We start from the raw sequence: 18,548 nt of genomic DNA, 5'->3' as shown, positions 1-18,548 counted from the left end.
CGACCAACCCGGTAGTGCCGGCCGCTGGCCGGCAACTAGGTACCCGCCGCTCGCGCCACGTGCTGGTCGATCAGGATCACGTTGCCGTCAGGATCGGCCAGCTGCAGGTAGCCGGTACCCTGGCCATCGGGATCGGTCCGCACGGCCAGTTCAATGCCCTTGGCATCCAGCTCGGCCTGCACCTCGCGCACGTCCTGGAAATGGGACAGCTCCTGCTTGTGCTGGTCCCAGCCGGGGTTGAAGGTCAGCAGGTTGCCCTCGAACATGCCCTGGAACAGCCCGATCACCGTGCCGTTGCTCCGCATCACCAGCCAGTTCCGGGTGGGATCGCCACCGCTGACCGAGAACCCCAGGGCTTCGTAGAACGCACGCGAGGCGGCCAGATCCTTCACGGACAGGCTGACCGAGAACGCACCCAGCTGCATGGGCCTGCTCCGCAACGGCGATGCGGCAATAGTCGTCAATGCCGGGGAGCGCGGCAAGCAGCGCAGCATGACCCAGCGTGAAGACGGTGTTAATCTCGACCTGCGCCGCTTCATGCGGCGCTTTTTTTTCCCGCTCTTTCGATCGACAGAGGATCCCATGCCGACCGAACCCGCTACCGCCCTGATCAGCAACGACGTCGTTGGACTGGGCCTGATTGCCGCCACCCTGGCCCTGATCTTCTGGGCCGCCAGTGGCCCGACCCCCCTGCTGAAGAAGATCTTCGCCTGGGTGCCGGCGCTTCTGCTGTGCTACTTCATCCCCGCCATCTACAACACCGCCGGTGTCATCGATGGCCACAACACTTCGCTGTACAACCCGGTCGCGCGTGATGTGCTGCTGCCGGCCGCACTGGTGCTGCTGACCCTCTCGATCGACCTGAAGGGCGTGATCAAGCTGGGTCCGAAGCTGCTGCTGGTGTTCTGTGCCGGCACCGCCGGCATCATGCTCGGTGCCATCGTCTCGTTCCAGCTGATGAAGCTGATCCATCCGGAGACGGTGGCCGGCGATACCTGGGCCGGCATGGCCGCACTGGCCGGCAGCTGGATCGGCGGTGGCGCGAACATGGTAGCCATGCGCGAAGTGTTCGGTACCGATGCCACCACCTTCGGCCAGTTCGCGGTGGTTGACGTGGCCTGTGCCAGCCTTTGGATGGCGATCCTGCTGTTCCTGGCCAACCGCGCGCAGCAGATCGATACCCGCAACGGTGCCGATACCCGTGCCATCGACGAGATGAAGGCGCGGATCAGCGCCTATGAGGCGCAGAACGCGCGCATTCCCAGCATGACCGACCTGATGGTGATCGTGGGCGTGGCACTGGGCGGCGTCGGCCTGGCGCATGCGATCGCCGCGCCGTTGTCGGGCTGGTTCAAGGCGCATGTCAGCTGGGCCAGCCAGTTCAGCCTGGACAGCCAGTTCGTGTGGGTGATCCTGCTGTCCACCGCGATGGGCCTGGGCCTGAGCTTCACCCGCGCACGCCGGCTGGAAGCCGCCGGCGCTTCGCGGCTGGGCACGGTGTTCCTGTACTTCCTGATCGCCTGCATCGGCATGCAGATGAACTTGCTGTCGCTGCTGGATCGTCCGTGGCTGTTCCTGCTCGGTGCGATCTGGATGGCCACGCACGTGCTGGTGCTGTGGGGCGTGGCCAAGCTGGTGCGCGCGCCGCTGTTCTTCTTCGCGATCGGTTCGCAGGGCAACATCGGTGCAGCGGCTTCGGCGCCGGTGGTGGCTGCGGCCTTCCATCCGACGCTGGCCCCGGTCGGCGTGCTGCTGGGCACGGTGGGGTATGCCACCGGCACCGGGCTTGCCTACGTGACCGGCCTGATCCTGAAGTGGATGGCGACCGGCTGAGGCCGGGCCGGCAGGCAACAGCAAGGGGCCAGGCGCGTTTTCCAGGGGAAACGATCCTGGCCCCAGATGTATCAGGGGTGCCGGGCCTGCGGCCCGGCACCCGCAACGCAGGTCAGCAGCAGCGGCCGCCGTTGCGCCCGCCGTATCGCGCTTCCTGGCGCTCGCGGAAGAACGTCTTGTAATCCATCGGTTGCTGGTCCGGATGCTTCTCCAGCATGTGCCGGACGTAGTTGTCGTAGTCGGGAATGCCACAGCACAGGCGTGCGGTCTGCACCAGGCGCCGCCAGATGCGGCGGTGGGCCTGGTACTGACCGGCTGGAACCAGTTGCGTGCTCATCACAGATCCACCATTTCATGTGGCTTCAGCGCCACGTACGGAGTCTCGCGGTCGCTGCGCTGCGGGTTGCGGCGCGCTGCCAGGATGGTCTTGATCGAATACACCAGCACCGCGCCCACCACCAGCAGGAACAGCGCGGTCAGGCCGGTGTTGACGTAGGCGTTGACCACGATCTGCTTCATCTGCGCCACCGATTTCGCCGGTGCGGTGATGGTATCGGTGGCCAGGGCGGCCTGGAACTTGTGCGCCTGGGCCAGGAAGCCCTGTGCCGGATTGCTGTCGAAGATCTTGATGAAGCCGGCATAGGTGGTGCAGATCAGCAGCCACACCGCCGGCACCGCGGTGACCCAGGCGTAGCGGTCACGCTTCATCTTGAACAGCACCACCGTGCCCAGCATCAGCGCGATGCCGGCCAGCATCTGGTTGGAGATGCCGAACAGCGGCCACAGGGTCTGGATGCCGCCGAACGGATCGACCACGCCGGTGTACAGCAGGTAGCCCCACAGTGCCACGCAGCCGGCAGTGCCGATGATGTTGGCGGTCCACGATTCGGTCTTCTTCAAGGCCGGCACGAAGTTGCCCAGCAGGTCCTGCAGCATGAAGCGGCCGGCGCGGGTGCCGGCGTCCACTGCGGTGAGGATGAACAGCGCTTCGAACAGGATCGCGAAGTGGTACCAGAACGCCATCATCGCGTCGCTGCTGCTGGGAATCGCCTGGTGCAGGATCTGCGCGATGCCCACCGCCAGCGTCGGCGCACCGCCGGCACGATGCAGGATGGTGGGTTCACCGATCGCTGCGGCGGTTGCGATCAGCTGCTCGGGGGTGATGGTGAAGCCCCAGGTGTTGGTGATGTAGTGCGCGGCCGATGCGGCATCGGCGCCGATCACCGCGGCCGGGCTGTTCATCGCGAAGTAGATGCCCGGATCGATGATCGATGCGGCCACCAGCGCCATCACCGCCACGAACGATTCCATCAGCATGCCGCCGTAGCCGATGTAGCGCATGTGCGCTTCATTGGCCAACAGCTTCGGCGTGGTGCCGGAGGAGATCAGTGCGTGGAAACCGGATACCGCGCCGCAGGCGATGGTGATGAACAGGAACGGGAACATGCCGCCCTTCCACACCGGGCCATCACCGCTGGCGGCGAACTGGGTCAGTGCCGGCATCTTCAGCTCCGGCATCACCACGAGGATGCCGATCGCCAGCGCGATGATGGTGCCGATCTTGAGGAAGGTCGACAGGTAGTCACGCGGCGCCAGCAGCAGCCACACCGGCAGCACCGAGGCGACGAAGCCGTAACCGATCAGCATCCAGGTGATCTGGGTGCCGGTGAAGGTGAACGCCGGGCCCCACACCGGGTCGGCGGCGACCTTGCCGCCGTACCAGATCGCGGCCAGCAGCAGGATCAGGCCGACGATCGAGATCTCGCCGATCTTGCCGGGGCGGATGTAGCGCATGTACACGCCCATCAGGATCGCGATGGGCATCGTCGCGATCACCGTGAACATGCCCCACGGGCTCTCGGCCAGCGCCTTGACCACCACCATCGCCAGCACCGCCAGGATGATGATCATGATCAGGAAGGCACCGAACAGGGCGATGGTGCCGGGGACCTGGCCCATTTCCTCCCTGACCAGGTCGCCCAGCGAGCGGCCGTTGCGGCGGCTGGACAGGAACAGGACCATGAAGTCCTGAACCGCACCGGCCAGCACCACGCCCACCACCAGCCACAGCAGGCCGGGCAGGTAGCCCATCTGCGCAGCAAGTACCGGGCCGACCAGCGGGCCGGCACCGGCGATGGCGGCGAAGTGATGGCCGAACAGCACGTGCTTGTTGGTCGGAACGTAGTCCAGGCCATCGTTGTTGATCACCGCCGGGGTGGCCCGGGTCGGATCGAGCTGCATCACCTTGTTGGCGATGAACAGGCTGTAGAAGCGGTAGGCGACGAGGTACAGCGATACGGCCGCGACGACGATCCACAGGGCATTGATGTGTTCGCCGCGACGCAGTGCCACGGTGCCCAGACAGAACGCGCCGAGCAGGGCGAGTACCGCCCAGCCCAGTTTGGAAAACCCTTTCATGAGGTGCTCTCTCCCGGAAAGACAGTCAAAGAGTCCCGCGTGCCTTCGACAGGGTCAATTGGCACAGGACGAATCGGCGGTAGTACTTTGGTCGTACGGTGGCTGCGCTGACATGCCGCGAACATCAGGGATGGAACAATCGGTTGCGGAGCCATCCATTGGCGTGCGGCCGTGTGGCGTCCATCTTCAGTGGCATCCATCCAACAGGAGTCGCCATGAGCTTTCCCGAACCGGTCCGCGTGCTGCGTACCATCCGTGGCATGCCCACCTCCGACGGTGCCGGCGTGCGCCTGACCCGTGTCATCGGCGGTCCTGCGCTGCCCGACCTGGATCCGTTCCTGCTGCTCGATGAATTCGGCACCGACCGCGCCGAAGACTACATCGCCGGTTTCCCGGAACATCCGCACCGCGGTTTCGAGACCGTCACCTACATGCTTGACGGGCGCATGCGGCATCGCGACAACCACGGCAACGAAGGCCTGCTGACCCCGGGCAGCGTGCAGTGGATGACGGCGGGCCGTGGCCTGGTGCACTCGGAGATGCCCGAACAGGAAAGCGGACAGATGCGCGGGTTTCAGCTGTGGGTGAACCTGCCGGCGCGCGAGAAGATGACCGATCCGAAGTACCAGGAATTCGCGCCCGAGCGGATTCCGGTGGTGCAGCCGGCGGCGGGCGTCGAAGTGAAGGTGATCGCCGGCAGCGTCGATGGCACCTCCGGCCCGATCGTGCAGCCGGCCACTGATCCGCTCTACCTCGACATCACGCTGGCACCCGACCGCGCCTGGACCTATGCCTTGCCGGAAGGGCACAACGCCTTTGCCTACGTGTTCGAAGGCGCGATGACCGTGGGTGAGCAGGATGCCGCGCGCGACGTGGCGCGGCAGGAACTTGCGGTGCTGGGCGGCGGTGAGCAGCTGCACGTTTCGGCCGGCGCTGACGGTGCACGGCTGATCCTGGTTGCAGGCCGCCCGTTGCGCGAGCCGGTCATGCGGCATGGTCCGTTCGTGATGAACACGCGGCAGGAACTGATGCAGGCCTTCGTCGATTTCCAGGAAGGCAGGTTCTGAAGGGGCGCCGGCCGCTGGCCGGCAACCGCTTCGGATCAGCGCGCATCCTGCCGGCCGATGGCCGGCCGTCGCGTGGGATCGCGCCGCTGTGCGGGGATGCTGCCAGGCAGTCATCCCCGTCATGGTCAGCGCCCGGCGGCCACGGCCGACGGTGTCAGGCTCATGCCCTGCGCCAGCTGCTGCAGCGAGCCCAGTTCCTGCGGGCTGTCGGGATACAGCGATATCTGCGCGTAACGCCCTTTGTCGAGCTTGACCACGCTGATCCGCCGCTCGGCATAGCCCGGCGGCTGCTGGCCGCCCAGGTCGGGCTGGTACCAGTACAGCGACTCGCCGCCGAAACTGCCTTTTTCCTGGCGCAGCGAACGATTGAGTGGAATCGACGGGTCACGTGCGCTGAGCATCAGGCTCAGCACCTCGCGGCCATCGCCGGTGCTGGCACGGCAGACCAGGAAATCGGCCTGCACCTGCTGTTGCCATTGCAGGCCACTGCTGGCCGGCAGCGAAGGGCATTCGGTGGGAGCCTGCGCGGCGGCCTGGGCCGCGGCGAACAGCAGGCTCGACAACACTACAGGCGCGAACTTCATGCATCCCCCAAGGTGGTATGTCGTTTGGCGCCGCCTGATGGACCGGCGGACATGGCATCCCATCCCCGGATGCCGCCCCGCCCGGCATGTGCACGGACGGTCAACTCAACCTTAACGGAACGTGAGCGATCGCACAAATTGCGGTTACAAGCGTAACCATTGCGGCCGAAGGTCGGCCGCAATGGCCCGCACGGCACTCAACGGTCGTTGCCGATCCACTTGTAGATGATGCCGCCGATCGCGCCGCCCAGCAGCGGGGCCACCCAGAACAGCCACAACTGGCTGACCGCGCCGCTGCCGGCGAAGAAGGCCACGGCGGTGGAGCGGGCCGGGTTCACCGAGGTATTGGTGACCGGGATGCTGATCAGGTGGATGAGGGTCAGCGACAGGCCGATCGCCAGCGGCGCGAAGCCGGCCGGCGCCTTGCCGTGGGTGGACCCCATGATGACGATCAGGAACACCGCGGTCAGCACCACTTCGCACAGGGAGGCCGCTGCCACGCTGTAGCCGCCCGGCGACAATGCGCCGTAGCCGTTGCTGGCGAACGCGCCGGCCTGGCTGCCATCGATGGCGAAGCCGCTGGCACCGGATGCGATCTGCAGCAGGATGAAGCCGGCCAGCAGGCCGCCGCCGACCTGGGCGATGATGTAGGGCACCAGGTCGCGGGTCGGGAAGCGGCCGCCGGCCCACAGGCCGACGCTGACTGCCGGATTGAAGTGCGCGCCGGAGATATGGCCGAACGCATAGGCGCCGGTGACGACGGTCAGGCCGAAGGCCAGGGCAACGCCGAGGAAGCCGATGCCCAGCGGATTGCCATCCCCGCCGAACTTGGCGGCCAGCACCGCACTGCCGCAGCCCCCCAGGACCAGCCAGAACGTGCCGAGGAACTCGGCGGACAAGCGTTTACCCATGCTCATGTGTTGCACTCCTTTGACGGTCTAAAGTGTGATTTATGTCACATTTCAGTGATCAGCGGGTGACTATCGCGTCAACGCCGGGTGCAGGCATACACCCTCGGATGTGTGCAACACGCGATGCTCAGTACTGCGGCAGAGGGATGAATTCCTTGTCGTCGCCGGGGATGGTGCCGAAGCGGCCGGCTTCCCAGTCGTGCTTGGCCTGTTCGATGCGTTCCTTCGAACTGGAGACGAAGTTCCACCACAGGTGGCGCGGTCCATCCAGCGGTTCGCCGCCGAACAGCATCGCCTTCACCGGAGTCTTGGCGCGCAGGCGGCCGCGCGCGCCGGCTTCGGGAATCACCAGGTGCTGGGCCGGAATGTCCACGCCGTCCAGCTGCGCGTCGCCTTCCAGGATGTACAGCGCGCGTTCGCGATGGCCGTCATCGATATCGATCTCCGCATCCGGGTCGAGATCGATCGCCACGTTGAGCGTATCGGCGAAGACCTTCACCGGCGATTCCTCGCCATAGGCGCGGCCGGCAATCACCCGCAGCCAGGCGCCGTTGCGACGCTGCTCGGGCAGGGTCGCAGCGGCATGGTGGTAGAACGCCGGCTCGATTTCCTCGTGCGACTTCGGCAGCGCCACCCAGGTCTGCATGCCGTGGATCGGATTGTCATGGCCGCGGTCGGGTTGCGGGGTGCGCTCGGAATGCGCGATGCCGCGGCCGGCGGTCATCCAGTTGACGTCACCGGGGCGGATCACCTGGTCCGAACCCAGCGTGTCGCGGTGGCCGATCGCCCCGGACCACAGGTAGGTCACGGTGGCCAGCCCGATATGCGGGTGCGGGCGCACGTCGATGGCCGTGCCGGGATGCATGAGTGCCGGGCCCATCTGGTCGACGAACACGAACGAGCCGATGCTGCGCGCCTGCAGGGTGGGGACGGCGCGACGGACTTCGAGTCCGCCGATGTCGTGCACGCGCGGGGCGATGATGGTGGTCATGCGGGCGTTCTCGCTGGCAGGGATCAGGCGGCCAGCATCGCACGCAGTGGTGACGGGGACATGCCCCGTATGGGTAACAGGGTGTTCCAGCCAACGGCGCAGCCCCTCGTGGCCGGACGATCGGTAGAGTCGACTGTTAGTCGACTTGCGCCCGACCGCTGACAGTTTCCGTGTGCCGTTCAGCCACGGAGAAGAAAAAAGAAAATCAAAATCAAACGCCGGTCGCTTCGCTCCTGGTGGCAACCAAGGTAGCCACCCACCAGTTCGTAATGATCCCCACCGGAGTCGCGATTTACCGACCGTCACCGGGAAACTGTCTGGGGTGGGGCGGTGTCGGGTTGCGGGGTGTCCGCGGCATGGATGCCGCGGCCAAGCCCCCAGGGACGGGTTTACGGCGTCCCCGCCACCCGACACCGCCCCGCCCACCAAACAAAAAAGCCAGAGCCAGCTGCTGCTCCGGCTCTGGCTTTGGCTATGGTTTGAAACGTGGGTGCCGGGCCGCAGGCCCGGCCGATCACACCACCGGTTCGCGCAGGGCCGGGTTGTCCCAGCCCGGGCGCGGCGCGAAACGATCGCCGTGGCGCTGCTGCAGTGCCTTCAACCGCTCGACGATCGCATCGGCACCCACCGCACGGATGTGCTGGATCGGACCGCCGCGGAACGGCGCGAAACCGGTACCGAAGATCACGCCCGCATCCAGCAGGTCCGCATCGGCCACCACGCCTTCGTGCAGGCAGGCCACCGCTTCGTTCAGCAGCGGCAGGATCAGCCGGTCTTCCAGATCGGCCGGCGCCTGGTAGTCGCTGGCCACGTCCGGCTTCTTCGGCTTGCCGTTCTCCCAGGTGTAGATGCCCTGGCCATCCTTCTTGCCGCGCTTGTCAGGTTCCACCGTCTGCAGCGCGGCGGGAATCTGCAGGCCGAGGAACGGTGCCAGCTCGCGGCCCACGCCTGCGGCCACGTCCAGGCCCACGGTGTCGATCAGTTCGATCGGCCCCATCGGCATGCCGAACTTCACCGCCGCCTTGTCGATCACCGGGCCCGGAATGCCTTCGGCGTAAGCGGTGGCGGCTTCCAGCATGTACGGGAACAGCACGCGGTTGACCAGAAAGCCCGGGCTGCCGGCCACCGGCACCGGGAACTTGCCCAGCGCCTTGCAGAACGCAGCCAGGCGACGTTCGGTCTCCGCCGCCATGCCATCGTGGTGGATGATTTCCACCAGCGGCATCTGCGCCACCGGATTGAAATAGTGCAGGCCGGCGAACTGCGCCGGGCGCTGGATGTGGTCGCGCAGTTCCACCAGCGGGATCGACGAGGTATTGGTGGTCAGCAGCGCGTCCGGCTTCATCTTCGGTTCCAGCGTCTGGTACAGCGCACGCTTGGCTTCCGGGTTCTCGATGATCGCCTCGATCACCAGATCGGCCTCGGCCACGCCGCTGCCTTCCAGGTCGGCGCGCAGGCGCGCGGCCACTGCCGGGCGCTTGCTGTCGTCGCGCACCTTCTTGGCGAACAGGGCCTGCGCGCGCTCCATGGCCGGGTCGATGAAGCGCTGTTCGCGATCCTGCAGGGTGACCTCGAAGCCCTTGTAGGCGGCCCAGGCAGCGATGTCGCCGCCCATCACGCCGGCGCCGACCACGTGCACGTGACGGATGCCCGAATCACCGCCGCCGAGGCCCTTCAGGCGTTCGGTCAGGAAGAAGATGCGGATCAGGTTGCGTGCGGTCGGCGTGCTGGCCAGCTTCACCACGGCCCGGCGTTCGGCATCCAGGCGTGCCTGCACCGGCTTGCCGCCGCTGCGCTGCCAGGTACTGATCAGCGCGTACGGCGCCGGGTACTGGTCCTTCTTGGCCTTGCGTGCCACCTGCTTGACCATCTGCGGCGCCAGCAGCTGGCGCGCCGGCCAGGTATTGGTGGCCCAGGCCAACGCACGCTGCTTGAACGGGCGGGTGGTTCCGGACAGCGCCAGCGCCACGGCGGTGTCGAGCACCACCGCCGGTGCCACCACCTTGTCGACCAGGCCGATGCCGCGCGCGGCCGAGGCCGACAGGGTGCGGCCGGTCAGCATCATGTCCATCGCCGCCGGTGCGCCGACCAGCTGCGGCAGGCGCGCGCTACCGCCCCAGCCCGGGAAGATGCCCAGCTGGGTTTCCGGCAGGCCGATGCGGGTGGAGCTGTCATTGGAGGCCACCCGGTAGCGGCAGGCCAGCGCCAGTTCGGTGCCACCGCCCAGGCAGTGGCCGTGGATCGCCGCCACGGTCGGGCAGGGCAGCTCGGCCAGCTTCTGATAGGTGGCCTGGCCGCGGCGGATGGCATCGTTGACGGTGCCGCGGCGATCGAACTCCTGGAACTCCTTCAGGTCGGCACCGGCAATGAAGCCGGCCTTCTTCAGCGACTGGATGACCACGCCCCTGGGCGGGTCCAGCGCGATGCGCTCGAGCAGGTCCCCCAGCTCCAGCAGTACGTCCTGCGACATCGCGTTGACGCTGCTGTCCTGACGATCCAGGGAGAGAACCACCACGCCGTCGTCGCGGATCTCGGGGTGCCAGTGGCTGAAGCGGAGACCATCGAAGCCTGAGAGCATGGACGTTCCATCCGGTTGTGTATGGAGAAGCGGCTATGATCCAGAGGTTGTTTCCCCCGCGTCAAATCCCAATAGCAGGGGAGTGGCGACCCCGGATCCATGGCCGTGGACCTGGACGCTAACGGAACGGTGGTTAAAAGCTGGTGCGGCGCCGGGTGATCGGCGACTGAACTTTTCCCGGGATTGGCAGTCTCATTGCCCGACGTCGGTTGGGCTGACAGGAGTGCGGCCCCTCATGGCCGAGGTTGATACACCACAGGAGCTGGATCTGGAACTGGTCCGGCGCGTGCAGCGCGGCGAGAGCGCGGCCTTCGATGTGCTGGTGCGCAAGTACCAGCATCGGGTCGTGGCCCTGGTCGGTCGCTACATCGCCGACTGGAGTGAATGTCAGGACGTCGCCCAGGACACTTTCATCCGTGCGTACCGCGCGATCGGGAGTTTCCGTGGCGATGCCCAGTTCTCAACCTGGTTGCATCGAATCGCCGTGAATACCGCCAAAAACTACCTGGCTTCACACAATCGAAGGCCACCGACCGATGACATCGACATCGGCGATGCCGAGCAGTTCGACAGTGGCACGCGCCTGCGCGACACCGACACGCCCGAACGCGAGTTGATGCGCCAGGAGCTTGAACAGACGGTGATGAAGGCCGTCAACGCGCTGCCGGAAGAACTCCGGTTGGCGATCACCCTGCGCGAGGTGGAAGGCCTGAGTTACGAGGATATCGCGCAGAAGATGGGGTGCCCGATCGGCACCGTGCGTTCACGGATCTTCCGGGCGCGCGAGGCGATCGACACCGAACTCCGGCCGCTGTTGGACATCGGCAGCGCCACCCGTGAGAAGAGCCGCGTATGACCAGTAAACCGTTTGACGAATCGCAGAACCACCCATCGCCCGCCGGGCAGCGCCTGGACCAGCGCCATCGCGAACAGCTTTCTGCGCTGCTCGATGGTGAGCTGGGGGCTGACGAAGCGCGCTTCCTGCTGCGCCGCATGGAACACGACCCCGAGCTGGCCGGCTGCCAGGAGCGCTGGCAACTGATGGGCGACGTGATGCGCGGGCAGGCGCCGGCGCTGGCACCCGCCGGTTTCAGTGCCGCGGTGGCCGCCGCCATTGCCGCCGAGCCGGTGCCGCAGGCCGAGCCACGCCGCCAGGTGCGTCGCGGTGGCTGGCGAGCCTGGGGCGGGGGCGCAGCGTTGGCGGCTTCGGTCGCTGCAGTGGCCCTGTTCATGGGCGGTGAGAAGCTGCAGCAGGCTGCCCCGGGCGAACCGCTGGCGCCGCAGGTGATCGCCAGCCAGGCCGAACTGGCGCCAGCGCCGACCGCGCCGGCAACGGTCACCGAGGCATCGGTGGATACCGCTGCGATGGCCGTGGCCGGCGTGCCTGCAGTGGCGATGGCCGCTGCCAGCCGCCGCCAGGATGCGCGCCGTGCCAGTGCCACCCGCAGCCAGCAGGCCGCGCGTGCCGCGCAGCGTGAAGAGGCCCCGCAACGTGCGGTGGCTGCCGTGCAGGCGCCGTTGACCCCGACCGTGCCGGCCAACGCCGGCCGCGCCCTGCCGTTCGGTGAGGTGGGCGGGCTGCAGGCACGACCGTGGCCGCGCTCCAGCCTGGCGCCTGCCGCAGGCGGTGCGCTCAATGCCAGCTTCCCGGCCCACGCCGGCGGGGCCGCGTTCTACCCGTTCGAGCCGCGCCTGCAGGACGACCTGCCGGTGCCGCCGCGCCCGCGCGACTGAGCCGGGCGCTTTCACGCCCCGCCGTCGGCGGGGCCCGTATTCCTCTTTCCACCCGATCCGGAGGTTGCCGTCCGATGACTCCCCGACTCCGCACGCAGGCCGTTGGCCTGCTGGCCCTGACCCTGCCGCTGATGGCCTGCGCGCAGGCCCCGGCGCCTGCCGCCCAGACCCAGGCCGCCCCGGCCGCCGCCGCGCCGCGGGCGCCGGCGCAGCCGCTGGTCAGCGGCCTGCCTGACTTCACCCATCTGGTCGAACAGGTCGGGCCGGGCGTGGTCAACGTCGACACCACCATCGTCCGCAACAACCGCCAGGCGCGCGGGCCGATGGGCGGCGACGACGACATGCCGGAATTCTTCCGCCGCTTCTTCGGCCCGGACTTCCCGATGCCGGGGCAGGGCCCGGGGGGCCAGGACGGCGGGCCCAGCATCAAGGGGCGCGGCATGGGCTCGGGCTTCATCATCTCGCCCGATGGCTACGTGCTGACCAACTACCACGTGGTCGCCGATGCCAGCGAAGTGAAGGTCAAGCTGGGCGACAGCCGCGAGTTCAGCGCCAAGGTGGTGGGCAGCGACCAGCAGTACGACGTGGCCCTGCTGAAGATCGACGGCAAGAACCTGCCGACCGTGCGCGTGGGGGATTCCAACACCCTGAAGCCGGGCCAGTGGGTTGTCGCTATCGGCTCGCCATTCGGTCTCGACCACTCGGTCACCGCGGGCATCGTCAGCGCACTGGGCCGCAGCACCGGCGGCGCCGACCAGCGCTACGTGCCGTTCATCCAGACCGATGTGGCGATCAACCAGGGCAACTCCGGTGGCCCGCTGCTGAACACCCGCGGTGAAGTGGTCGGCATCAACTCGCAGATCTTCTCGGCGTCCGGCGGCTACATGGGCATCAGCTTCGCGATCCCGATCGACCTGGCGATGAGTGCGGTCGAGCAGATCAAGAAGAGCGGCAAGGTCACCCGCGGCCAGCTCGGCGCGGTGGTCGAACCGATCGATTCGCTGAAGGCACAGGGCCTGGGCCTGCCCGACAGCCGCGGTGCGCTGGTCAACCAGATCGTCGCCGGCAGCGCAGCGGAGAAGGCGGGCGTGCAGATCGGTGACGTGGTGCGCTCGGTCAATGGCAGCCCGGTCAACAGCTGGTCCGACCTGCCGCCGCTGATCGGCGCGATGGCCCCGGGCAGCCGGGTCACCCTGGGGGTGATCCGCGATGGCAAGCCGCGCGATCTCAGCGCCACGCTGACCGCACTGAGCGAAGACGGCCAGGGCAATGCGCGTGCGGCCGCGGCGGCCAAGCCCGACGCGGCGCCGCAGGCCGGGGCCAACGCCCTGCTGGGCCTGGACGTCAGCGACCTGACCGCACCGCAACGCAAGCAGTTCGGCCTGGATGGCAACGAGGGCGTGCGCATCACCGCGGTCAAGGGCCAGGCGGCGCGGGATGCCGGGCTGTCTCCGGGCATGGTGATCCTGCAGGTCGGGCGCACCCCGGTCGGCAGCGTGGAGGCCCTCAACCGCGCGCTGGCCAGCTTCAAGAAGGACGATGTGGTGATGCTGCTGGTGCGTACCGGCAACGGCAACAGTGCCTTCGTGCCGGTGAAGGCCGGCCGCTGAGGCCCTTCCGGGGCCGCCTGGCGGCCCCTCCGGGTACCCCGAAGCCCCGCCCTGGCGGGGCTTCGGCCGTTCCGGGCCGGCCTGGATGAGGCCGCTTTCGCGGTGGGGCGCCGGGCATGCGATAATCGACCGTTACCCTGACGACGCCGCGCGCCGCCGCCACCTATGTCTTCTGATTCGATGCGGAACATCCGCAACTTCTCCATCATCGCCCATGTCGACCACGGCAAGTCCACGCTGGCCGACCGCATCATCCAGCTCTGTGGTGGCCTGCAGGCCCGCGAGATGGAAGCGCAGGTGCTCGACTCCAACCCGATCGAGCGCGAGCGTGGCATCACGATCAAGGCGCAGTCGGTGTCGTTGCCGTACCTGGCCAAGGACGGGCAGACCTACCATCTGAACTTCATCGACACGCCGGGCCATGTCGACTTCTCCTATGAAGTCAGCCGCTCGCTGGCCGCCTGCGAAGGCGCGCTGCTGGTGGTCGATGCCGCCCAGGGCGTGGAAGCGCAGTCGGTGGCCAACTGCTACACCGCGGTGGAGCAGGGCCTGGAAGTGGTGCCGGTGATCAACAAGATCGACCTTCCCACCGCCGACATCGAGCGCGCCAAGGCCGAGATCGAGGCCGTGATCGGCATCGACGCGTCGGACGCGGTGCCGGTCAGTGCCAAGACCGGCCTGAACGTGCAGGACGTGCTGGAAGCGATCGTGCACCGCATCCCGCCGCCGACGCCGCGCGACACCGAGAAGCTGCAGGCGCTGATCATCGACTCCTGGTTCGACAACTACCTGGGCGTGGTCTCGCTGGTGCGCGTCATGCAGGGCGAGATCAAGGCCGGCGACAAGCTGCAGGTGATGTCCACCGGCCGCAACCACCAGGTCGACAACGTCGGCGTGTTCACCCCGAAGCGCAAGGTGCTACCGGCGCTCCGGGCCGGTGAGGTGGGCTGGGTCACCGCCAGCATCAAGGACGTGCATGGCGCTCCGGTCGGCGACACCCTGACCCTGGCCGGCGATCCTGCGCCGAAGCCGCTGCCGGGCTTCCAGGAAATGCAGCCGCGCGTGTTCGCCGGCCTGTTCCCGGTCGATGCCGAGGACTACCCGGACCTTCGCGAAGCGCTGGACAAGCTGCGCCTGAACGATGCCGCGCTGCGCTTCGAGCCGGAAAGCTCCGAGGCGATGGGCTTCGGCTTCCGCTGCGGCTTCCTCGGCATGCTGCACATGGAAATCGTGCAGGAGCGCCTGGAGCGCGAGTACAACCTGGACCTGATCAGCACCGCGCCGACGGTGGTGTATGAAGTCCTGAAGACCGACGGCTCGATCATCAACATGGACAACCCGGCCAAGCTGCCGGCGGTGAACCAGGTCGAGGAGATCCGCGAGCCGATCATCCGTGCCAACGTGCTCACCCCCGAGGAGTACATCGGCAACATCATCAAGCTGTGCGAAGAAAAGCGCGGCAGCCAGATCGGCATCAACTACCTGGGCAGCCAGGTGCAGATCAGCTACGAGCTGCCGATGGCCGAAGTGGTGCTCGATTTCTTCGACAAGCTGAAGTCGGTCAGCCGCGGCTATGCCTCGCTGGACTACCACTTCGTGCGCTTCGATGCTGGCCCGTTCGTGCGTGTTGACGTACTGATCAATGGCGACAAGGTCGATGCGCTGTCGCTGATCGTGCACCGCAGCCATGCCGACCGCCGCGGCCGCGAGCTGTGCGAGAAGATGAAGGACCTGATCCCGCGCCAGATGTTCGACGTGGCCATCCAGGCCGCCGTCGGCTCGCAGATCATCGCCCGTACCACGGTCAAGGCGATGCGCAAGAACGTGCTGGCCAAGTGCTATGGTGGCGACGTTTCGCGCAAGAAGAAGCTTCTGGAAAAGCAGAAGGAAGGCAAGAAGCGCATGAAGCAGGTCGGCCGCGTGGAGATCCCGCAGGAAGCGTTCCTGGCCGTGCTGCAGATGGACAACAAGTAAGCCCGCACCGGCCCTGCGGGGCCGGTCGTCTGGTGACGTTGCAAAGGACCCTGAATGAAACTGTTTGAGATCCTCCTGGTCGTGCTGACCCTGGCCTCGGGCCTGATCCTGCTCGCGGACAAGCTGTACCTTGCCAAGCGCCGCGCCCAGCGCGCGGGCCTGCTCGATTCCGAGCCGGTTCTGGTGGACTACTCGCGTGCGTTCTTCCCGGTGCTGGCGATCGTGCTGATCGTGCGCAGCTTCATTGCCGAACCGTACAAGATCCCGTCCAGCTCGATGATGCCGAACCTGCTGATCGGCGATTTCATCCTGGTCAACAAGTTCTCCTACGGCCTGCGCCTGCCGATCAGCAACACCAAGATCGTGCCGTTCGGCGAGCCGTCGCGTGGCGACGTGGTGGTGTTCCACTTCCCCGGCCACAGCGACAACGACCCGGCCAAGGGCGAGAACTTCATCAAGCGCGTGATTGGCGTGCCGGGTGACACCGTGGTCTTCGAAGGCGACGGCGTGATCCTCAATGGCGAGCCGCTGAAGTACGACAACAAGGGCATCTACGCCGGCCACAAGGGCCAGGGCGAGGGCGCCAACCTGCTGGTCGAGCACCTGCCGGGCCGTACCCACACCGTGCTGGAGACCGACTACCCGCGTGGCCAGGGCCAGTGGACCGTGCCGGCCGGCAAGTACCTGGTGATGGGCGACAACCGCGACAACAGCGATGACGGACGCTTCTGGGGCCTGCTGCCGGAAGAGAACCTGCGCGGCAAGGCCTTCCTGATCTGGCTGAACTGCCAGGGCTGGTTCTGCAAGGATGGCTTCGAGCCGTCGCGGATCGGCTCGAGCATCAACTGATCGGGCATCAACTGAGCATTTTCACATCCAACGCGTATCTGGGGAGAACGCAATGAAGACGATGAACACGCAGCGTGGCATGACCCTGACCTCGTTCCTGACGGTCCTGATCGTGGTCGGTTTCTTCCTTTACGTCGGGATGAAGCTGTTCCCGATGTACCAGGAGTACTACGCGGTGCGCTCGGCGATGAAGAGCCTGGCCAACGAGCCGGGCGTGGGCAGCATGGAGCCGTCGCGGATCCAGGACCTGTTCTTCAAGCGGCTGTACATCAACTACTCGGAAAACGTGCAGCCGTCCAACGTGAAGTTCGATCGCCGCGACAATGGCTGGACCCTCAAGGTCAACTACGAAGTGCGTCGCCCGCTGATCGGCAACCTCGACGTGGTTGGCAAGTTTGATTCTTCCCAGGACCTGACACGAAGCGGTGACCAGTAAATTCATCCAACGTGGCGACCTGATCGGTCATCCCTTCCGCGATCCGGCCCTGCTCAAGCAGGCGCTGACCCATCGCAGTGCCGGCGCGCCGCACAACGAGCGCCTGGAGTTCCTGGGCGACAGCATCGTCAACATGATGGTCGCCGAGGCGCTGTACCAGCGCTGGCCCAAGGCTGACGAGGGTGCGCTGACCCGTGCCCGCGCCGAGCTGGTGCGTGAAGGCGCGCTGGCGGTGATCGCGCGGAGCCTGCAGCTGGGCGAACGGCTGACCCTGGGCCCCGGTGAAATGAAGTCCGGCGGCCACCGTCGCGACTCGATCCTGGCCGACGCTGTGGAAGCGGTGGTGGCTGCGATCTACCTGGATGCCGGCTTCGAGGCCTGCCGGGCGGTGGTGCTGCCCTGGTTCAGCGCCTCGATGGAGGCCTTGCCGGCCACCGGCCGGCCCGAGAAGGACCCCAAGACCCGCCTGCAGGAATGGCTGCAGGCCCGACAGAAGGCGTTGCCGCAGTATGAACTGGTGTCAGAATCCGGTGACGACCACGCCAAACACTTCCGGGTACGCTGCAACGTAGCTGACCCGGCCGCCAGCACCGAGGGCGAAGGCGCCTCGCGGCGGCTTGCCGAACAACAGGCGGCTGCGGCCGTCCTAGAACAACTGGATTCCAAGTGAGCGAACAAACTCCCCATCATTGCGGCAGCGTGGCCGTCATTGGCCGCCCGAACGTGGGCAAGTCGACCCTGACCAATGCCCTGGTCGGCGCCAAGGTCAGCATCGTCTCCAACCGCCCGCAGACCACGCGCCATCGCCTGCTGGGCATCGCCACCTATCCGGAAGGCCAGCTGGTGCTGGTCGATACCCCCGGCCTGCACAAGGTGCAGAAGCGGGCGATGAACCGGGTGATGAACCGCGCCGCGCGCGGTTCGCTGGAAGGCGTTGACGCCGGCCTGCTGGTGATCGAAGCCGGCCGTTGGGACGAAGAGGACAGCCTGGCCTTCAACGTGCTGCGCGACGCCGGCATCCCGGTGGTGCTGGTGGTCAACAAGATCGACCGCCTGAAGGACAAGGGCGCGCTGCTGCCGTTCCTGCAGGAAGTTACCGCCGGCCGTGATTTCGCCGCCGTGCATCCGATCTCGGCGCAGAAGCGCAACGGCCTGGAAGCGCTGGTTCGCGACGTGCTGAAGCTGCTGCCCGAAGCCCCGCCGATGTTCGGCGAGGACGAGATCACCGATCGCAGCCAGCGTTTCCTGGCCGGCGAACTGGTGCGTGAACAGCTGATGCGCCAGCTCGGCGAGGAACTGCCGTACGCCACCACCGTTGAAATCGAGCGCTTCACCGAGGACGGCAACCTGCTGCGCATCGGTGCGGTCATCTGGGTCGAGCGCGAAGGCCAGAAGGCGATCGTGATCGGCAAGGGCGGCGCCCGCCTGAAGGAGATCGGCGCCAAGTCGCGCCTGCAGATGGAGCGTCTGTTCGGGGCCAAGGTGTTCCTGGAGACCTGGGTGCGCGTGCGTGAAGGCTGGTCCGACGACGAGGCCGCACTGAAGGCCTTCGGCTACGAATAA

General features: G+C 66.8%; 17 protein-coding genes. 10 read left to right on the top strand and 7 right to left on the bottom strand.

What is annotated here, in order from left to right:
* Positions 1–35 precede the first annotated feature (35 nt).
* Entirely contained in the window at positions 36–425 is a 390-nt protein-coding gene (locus tag Q0P60_RS05765) for a VOC family protein (protein ID WP_294989541.1), read from the bottom strand.
* A gap of 157 nt (positions 426–582) precedes the next feature.
* On the opposite strand from Q0P60_RS05765, the gene Q0P60_RS05760 reads away from it, so the two are divergent.
* A complete protein-coding gene (locus Q0P60_RS05760; protein WP_294989538.1) occupies positions 583–1,833 on the top strand; it encodes a DUF819 family protein in 1,251 nt (416 codons plus the stop codon).
* Positions 1,834–1,945: 112 nt separating this feature from the next.
* Here Q0P60_RS05760 and Q0P60_RS05755 read toward each other — a convergent pair whose 3' ends face one another.
* Together Q0P60_RS05755 and Q0P60_RS05750 are read right to left on the bottom strand one after the other, a co-directional pair.
* Positions 1,946–2,170, bottom strand: coding sequence for a CstA-like transporter-associated (seleno)protein (locus Q0P60_RS05755; RefSeq protein ID WP_135274731.1), 225 nt, complete (start codon positions 2,168–2,170; stop codon positions 1,946–1,948).
* Positions 2,170–4,251 (bottom strand): carbon starvation CstA family protein, encoded by a 2,082-nt coding sequence (locus Q0P60_RS05750; RefSeq protein WP_294989532.1) that lies wholly within the window; start codon positions 4,249–4,251, stop codon positions 2,170–2,172. The genes Q0P60_RS05755 and Q0P60_RS05750 overlap by 1 nt, the downstream gene beginning before the upstream one ends.
* A gap of 215 nt (positions 4,252–4,466) precedes the next feature.
* Between Q0P60_RS05750 and Q0P60_RS05745 the strand changes: the two genes are divergently transcribed.
* Positions 4,467–5,318, top strand: a complete 852-nt coding sequence (locus tag Q0P60_RS05745; RefSeq protein WP_294989529.1) for a pirin family protein — start codon at positions 4,467–4,469, stop codon at positions 5,316–5,318.
* Between the two features lie 125 nt (positions 5,319–5,443).
* Here Q0P60_RS05745 and Q0P60_RS05740 read toward each other — a convergent pair whose 3' ends face one another.
* The 4 genes from Q0P60_RS05740 to Q0P60_RS05725 form a co-directional block, all read right to left on the bottom strand.
* On the bottom strand, positions 5,444–5,902 hold the full coding sequence (locus tag Q0P60_RS05740; protein WP_197594652.1) for a hypothetical protein: 459 nt from the start codon (positions 5,900–5,902) through the stop codon (positions 5,444–5,446).
* A gap of 197 nt (positions 5,903–6,099) precedes the next feature.
* Positions 6,100–6,819 carry an aquaporin Z gene (aqpZ, locus tag Q0P60_RS05735; RefSeq protein WP_294989524.1) on the bottom strand — a complete coding sequence of 240 codons (720 nt, stop codon included), beginning with the start codon at positions 6,817–6,819 and terminating at the stop codon, positions 6,100–6,102.
* A 121-nt stretch (positions 6,820–6,940) separates the two neighbouring features.
* The gene (locus Q0P60_RS05730; RefSeq protein WP_197594650.1) at positions 6,941–7,804 is read right to left on the bottom strand and encodes a pirin family protein; all 864 of its coding nucleotides are present in this window, start codon (positions 7,802–7,804) and stop codon (positions 6,941–6,943) included.
* A 514-nt stretch (positions 7,805–8,318) separates the two neighbouring features.
* On the bottom strand, positions 8,319–10,382 hold the full coding sequence (locus Q0P60_RS05725) for a 3-hydroxyacyl-CoA dehydrogenase NAD-binding domain-containing protein (protein WP_294989519.1): 2,064 nt from the start codon (positions 10,380–10,382) through the stop codon (positions 8,319–8,321).
* 235 nt (positions 10,383–10,617) lie between these two features.
* Here Q0P60_RS05725 and rpoE point away from each other — a divergent pair, with 235 nt between their 5' ends.
* The 8 genes from rpoE to era all read left to right on the top strand — a co-directional run bounded on the left by rpoE (position 10,618) and on the right by era (position 18,548).
* Positions 10,618–11,238: an RNA polymerase sigma factor RpoE gene (rpoE, locus tag Q0P60_RS05720; protein WP_006462516.1), complete on the top strand. Its 621-nt coding sequence runs from the start codon at positions 10,618–10,620 to the stop codon at positions 11,236–11,238.
* Positions 11,235–12,116 carry an RseA family anti-sigma factor gene (locus Q0P60_RS05715; protein WP_294989514.1) on the top strand — a complete coding sequence of 294 codons (882 nt, stop codon included), beginning with the start codon at positions 11,235–11,237 and terminating at the stop codon, positions 12,114–12,116. The genes rpoE and Q0P60_RS05715 overlap by 4 nt, the downstream gene beginning before the upstream one ends.
* A 74-nt stretch (positions 12,117–12,190) precedes the next feature.
* Entirely contained in the window at positions 12,191–13,726 is a 1,536-nt protein-coding gene (locus Q0P60_RS05710; protein WP_294989511.1) for a DegQ family serine endoprotease, read from the top strand.
* Positions 13,727–13,906: 180 nt separating this feature from the next.
* Positions 13,907–15,700, top strand: coding sequence for a translation elongation factor 4 (lepA, locus tag Q0P60_RS05705; RefSeq protein ID WP_294989927.1), 1,794 nt, complete (start codon positions 13,907–13,909; stop codon positions 15,698–15,700).
* Between the two features lie 54 nt (positions 15,701–15,754).
* A complete protein-coding gene (gene lepB, locus Q0P60_RS05700; protein ID WP_014038087.1) occupies positions 15,755–16,549 on the top strand; it encodes a signal peptidase I in 795 nt (264 codons plus the stop codon).
* A 52-nt stretch (positions 16,550–16,601) separates the two neighbouring features.
* Positions 16,602–16,985 (top strand): DUF4845 domain-containing protein, encoded by a 384-nt coding sequence (locus Q0P60_RS05695; RefSeq protein WP_294989506.1) that lies wholly within the window; start codon positions 16,602–16,604, stop codon positions 16,983–16,985.
* Positions 16,975–17,655 carry a ribonuclease III gene (gene rnc, locus Q0P60_RS05690; RefSeq protein WP_294989503.1) on the top strand — a complete coding sequence of 227 codons (681 nt, stop codon included), beginning with the start codon at positions 16,975–16,977 and terminating at the stop codon, positions 17,653–17,655. Before Q0P60_RS05695 ends, rnc begins: the two co-directional genes overlap by 11 nt.
* Complete coding sequence (era, locus tag Q0P60_RS05685; protein WP_294989500.1) at positions 17,652–18,548, top strand: GTPase Era; 897 nt, start codon at positions 17,652–17,654, stop codon at positions 18,546–18,548. The genes rnc and era overlap by 4 nt, the downstream gene beginning before the upstream one ends.

Origin of the sequence: uncultured Stenotrophomonas sp. (assembly GCF_945952405.1) — a bacterium.
In the GTDB taxonomy this organism is placed as follows: Bacteria; Pseudomonadota; Gammaproteobacteria; order Xanthomonadales; family Xanthomonadaceae; genus Stenotrophomonas.
Note: the sequence above shows the minus strand (reverse complement) of the source record. Positions and strands in the feature narration are given on the sequence as shown.

What these genes read in the sequence shown, in the direction of transcription:
- Q0P60_RS05745 (WP_294989529.1), top strand. Translation starts at nt 4,467, where the DNA reads ATGAGCTTTCCCGAACCGGTCCGCGTGCTGCGTACCATCCGTGGCATG.
- Q0P60_RS05715 (WP_294989514.1), top strand. Translation starts at nt 11,235, where the DNA reads ATGACCAGTAAACCGTTTGACGAATCGCAGAACCACCCATCGCCCGCC.
- aqpZ (WP_294989524.1), bottom strand. Translation starts at nt 6,819, where the DNA reads ATGAGCATGGGTAAACGCTTGTCCGCCGAGTTCCTCGGCACGTTCTGG.
- Q0P60_RS05755 (WP_135274731.1), bottom strand. Translation starts at nt 2,170, where the DNA reads ATGAGCACGCAACTGGTTCCAGCCGGTCAGTACCAGGCCCACCGCCGC.
- lepB (WP_014038087.1), top strand. Translation starts at nt 15,755, where the DNA reads ATGAAACTGTTTGAGATCCTCCTGGTCGTGCTGACCCTGGCCTCGGGC.
- Q0P60_RS05730 (WP_197594650.1), bottom strand. Translation starts at nt 7,804, where the DNA reads ATGACCACCATCATCGCCCCGCGCGTGCACGACATCGGCGGACTCGAA.
- Q0P60_RS05695 (WP_294989506.1), top strand. Translation starts at nt 16,602, where the DNA reads ATGAAGACGATGAACACGCAGCGTGGCATGACCCTGACCTCGTTCCTG.
- Q0P60_RS05765 (WP_294989541.1), bottom strand. Translation starts at nt 425, where the DNA reads ATGCAGCTGGGTGCGTTCTCGGTCAGCCTGTCCGTGAAGGATCTGGCC.
- Q0P60_RS05760 (WP_294989538.1), top strand. Translation starts at nt 583, where the DNA reads ATGCCGACCGAACCCGCTACCGCCCTGATCAGCAACGACGTCGTTGGA.
- Q0P60_RS05725 (WP_294989519.1), bottom strand. Translation starts at nt 10,382, where the DNA reads ATGCTCTCAGGCTTCGATGGTCTCCGCTTCAGCCACTGGCACCCCGAG.
- Q0P60_RS05740 (WP_197594652.1), bottom strand. Translation starts at nt 5,902, where the DNA reads ATGAAGTTCGCGCCTGTAGTGTTGTCGAGCCTGCTGTTCGCCGCGGCC.
- Q0P60_RS05710 (WP_294989511.1), top strand. Translation starts at nt 12,191, where the DNA reads ATGACTCCCCGACTCCGCACGCAGGCCGTTGGCCTGCTGGCCCTGACC.
- Q0P60_RS05750 (WP_294989532.1), bottom strand. Translation starts at nt 4,251, where the DNA reads ATGAAAGGGTTTTCCAAACTGGGCTGGGCGGTACTCGCCCTGCTCGGC.
- lepA (WP_294989927.1), top strand. Translation starts at nt 13,907, where the DNA reads ATGCGGAACATCCGCAACTTCTCCATCATCGCCCATGTCGACCACGGC.
- rpoE (WP_006462516.1), top strand. Translation starts at nt 10,618, where the DNA reads ATGGCCGAGGTTGATACACCACAGGAGCTGGATCTGGAACTGGTCCGG.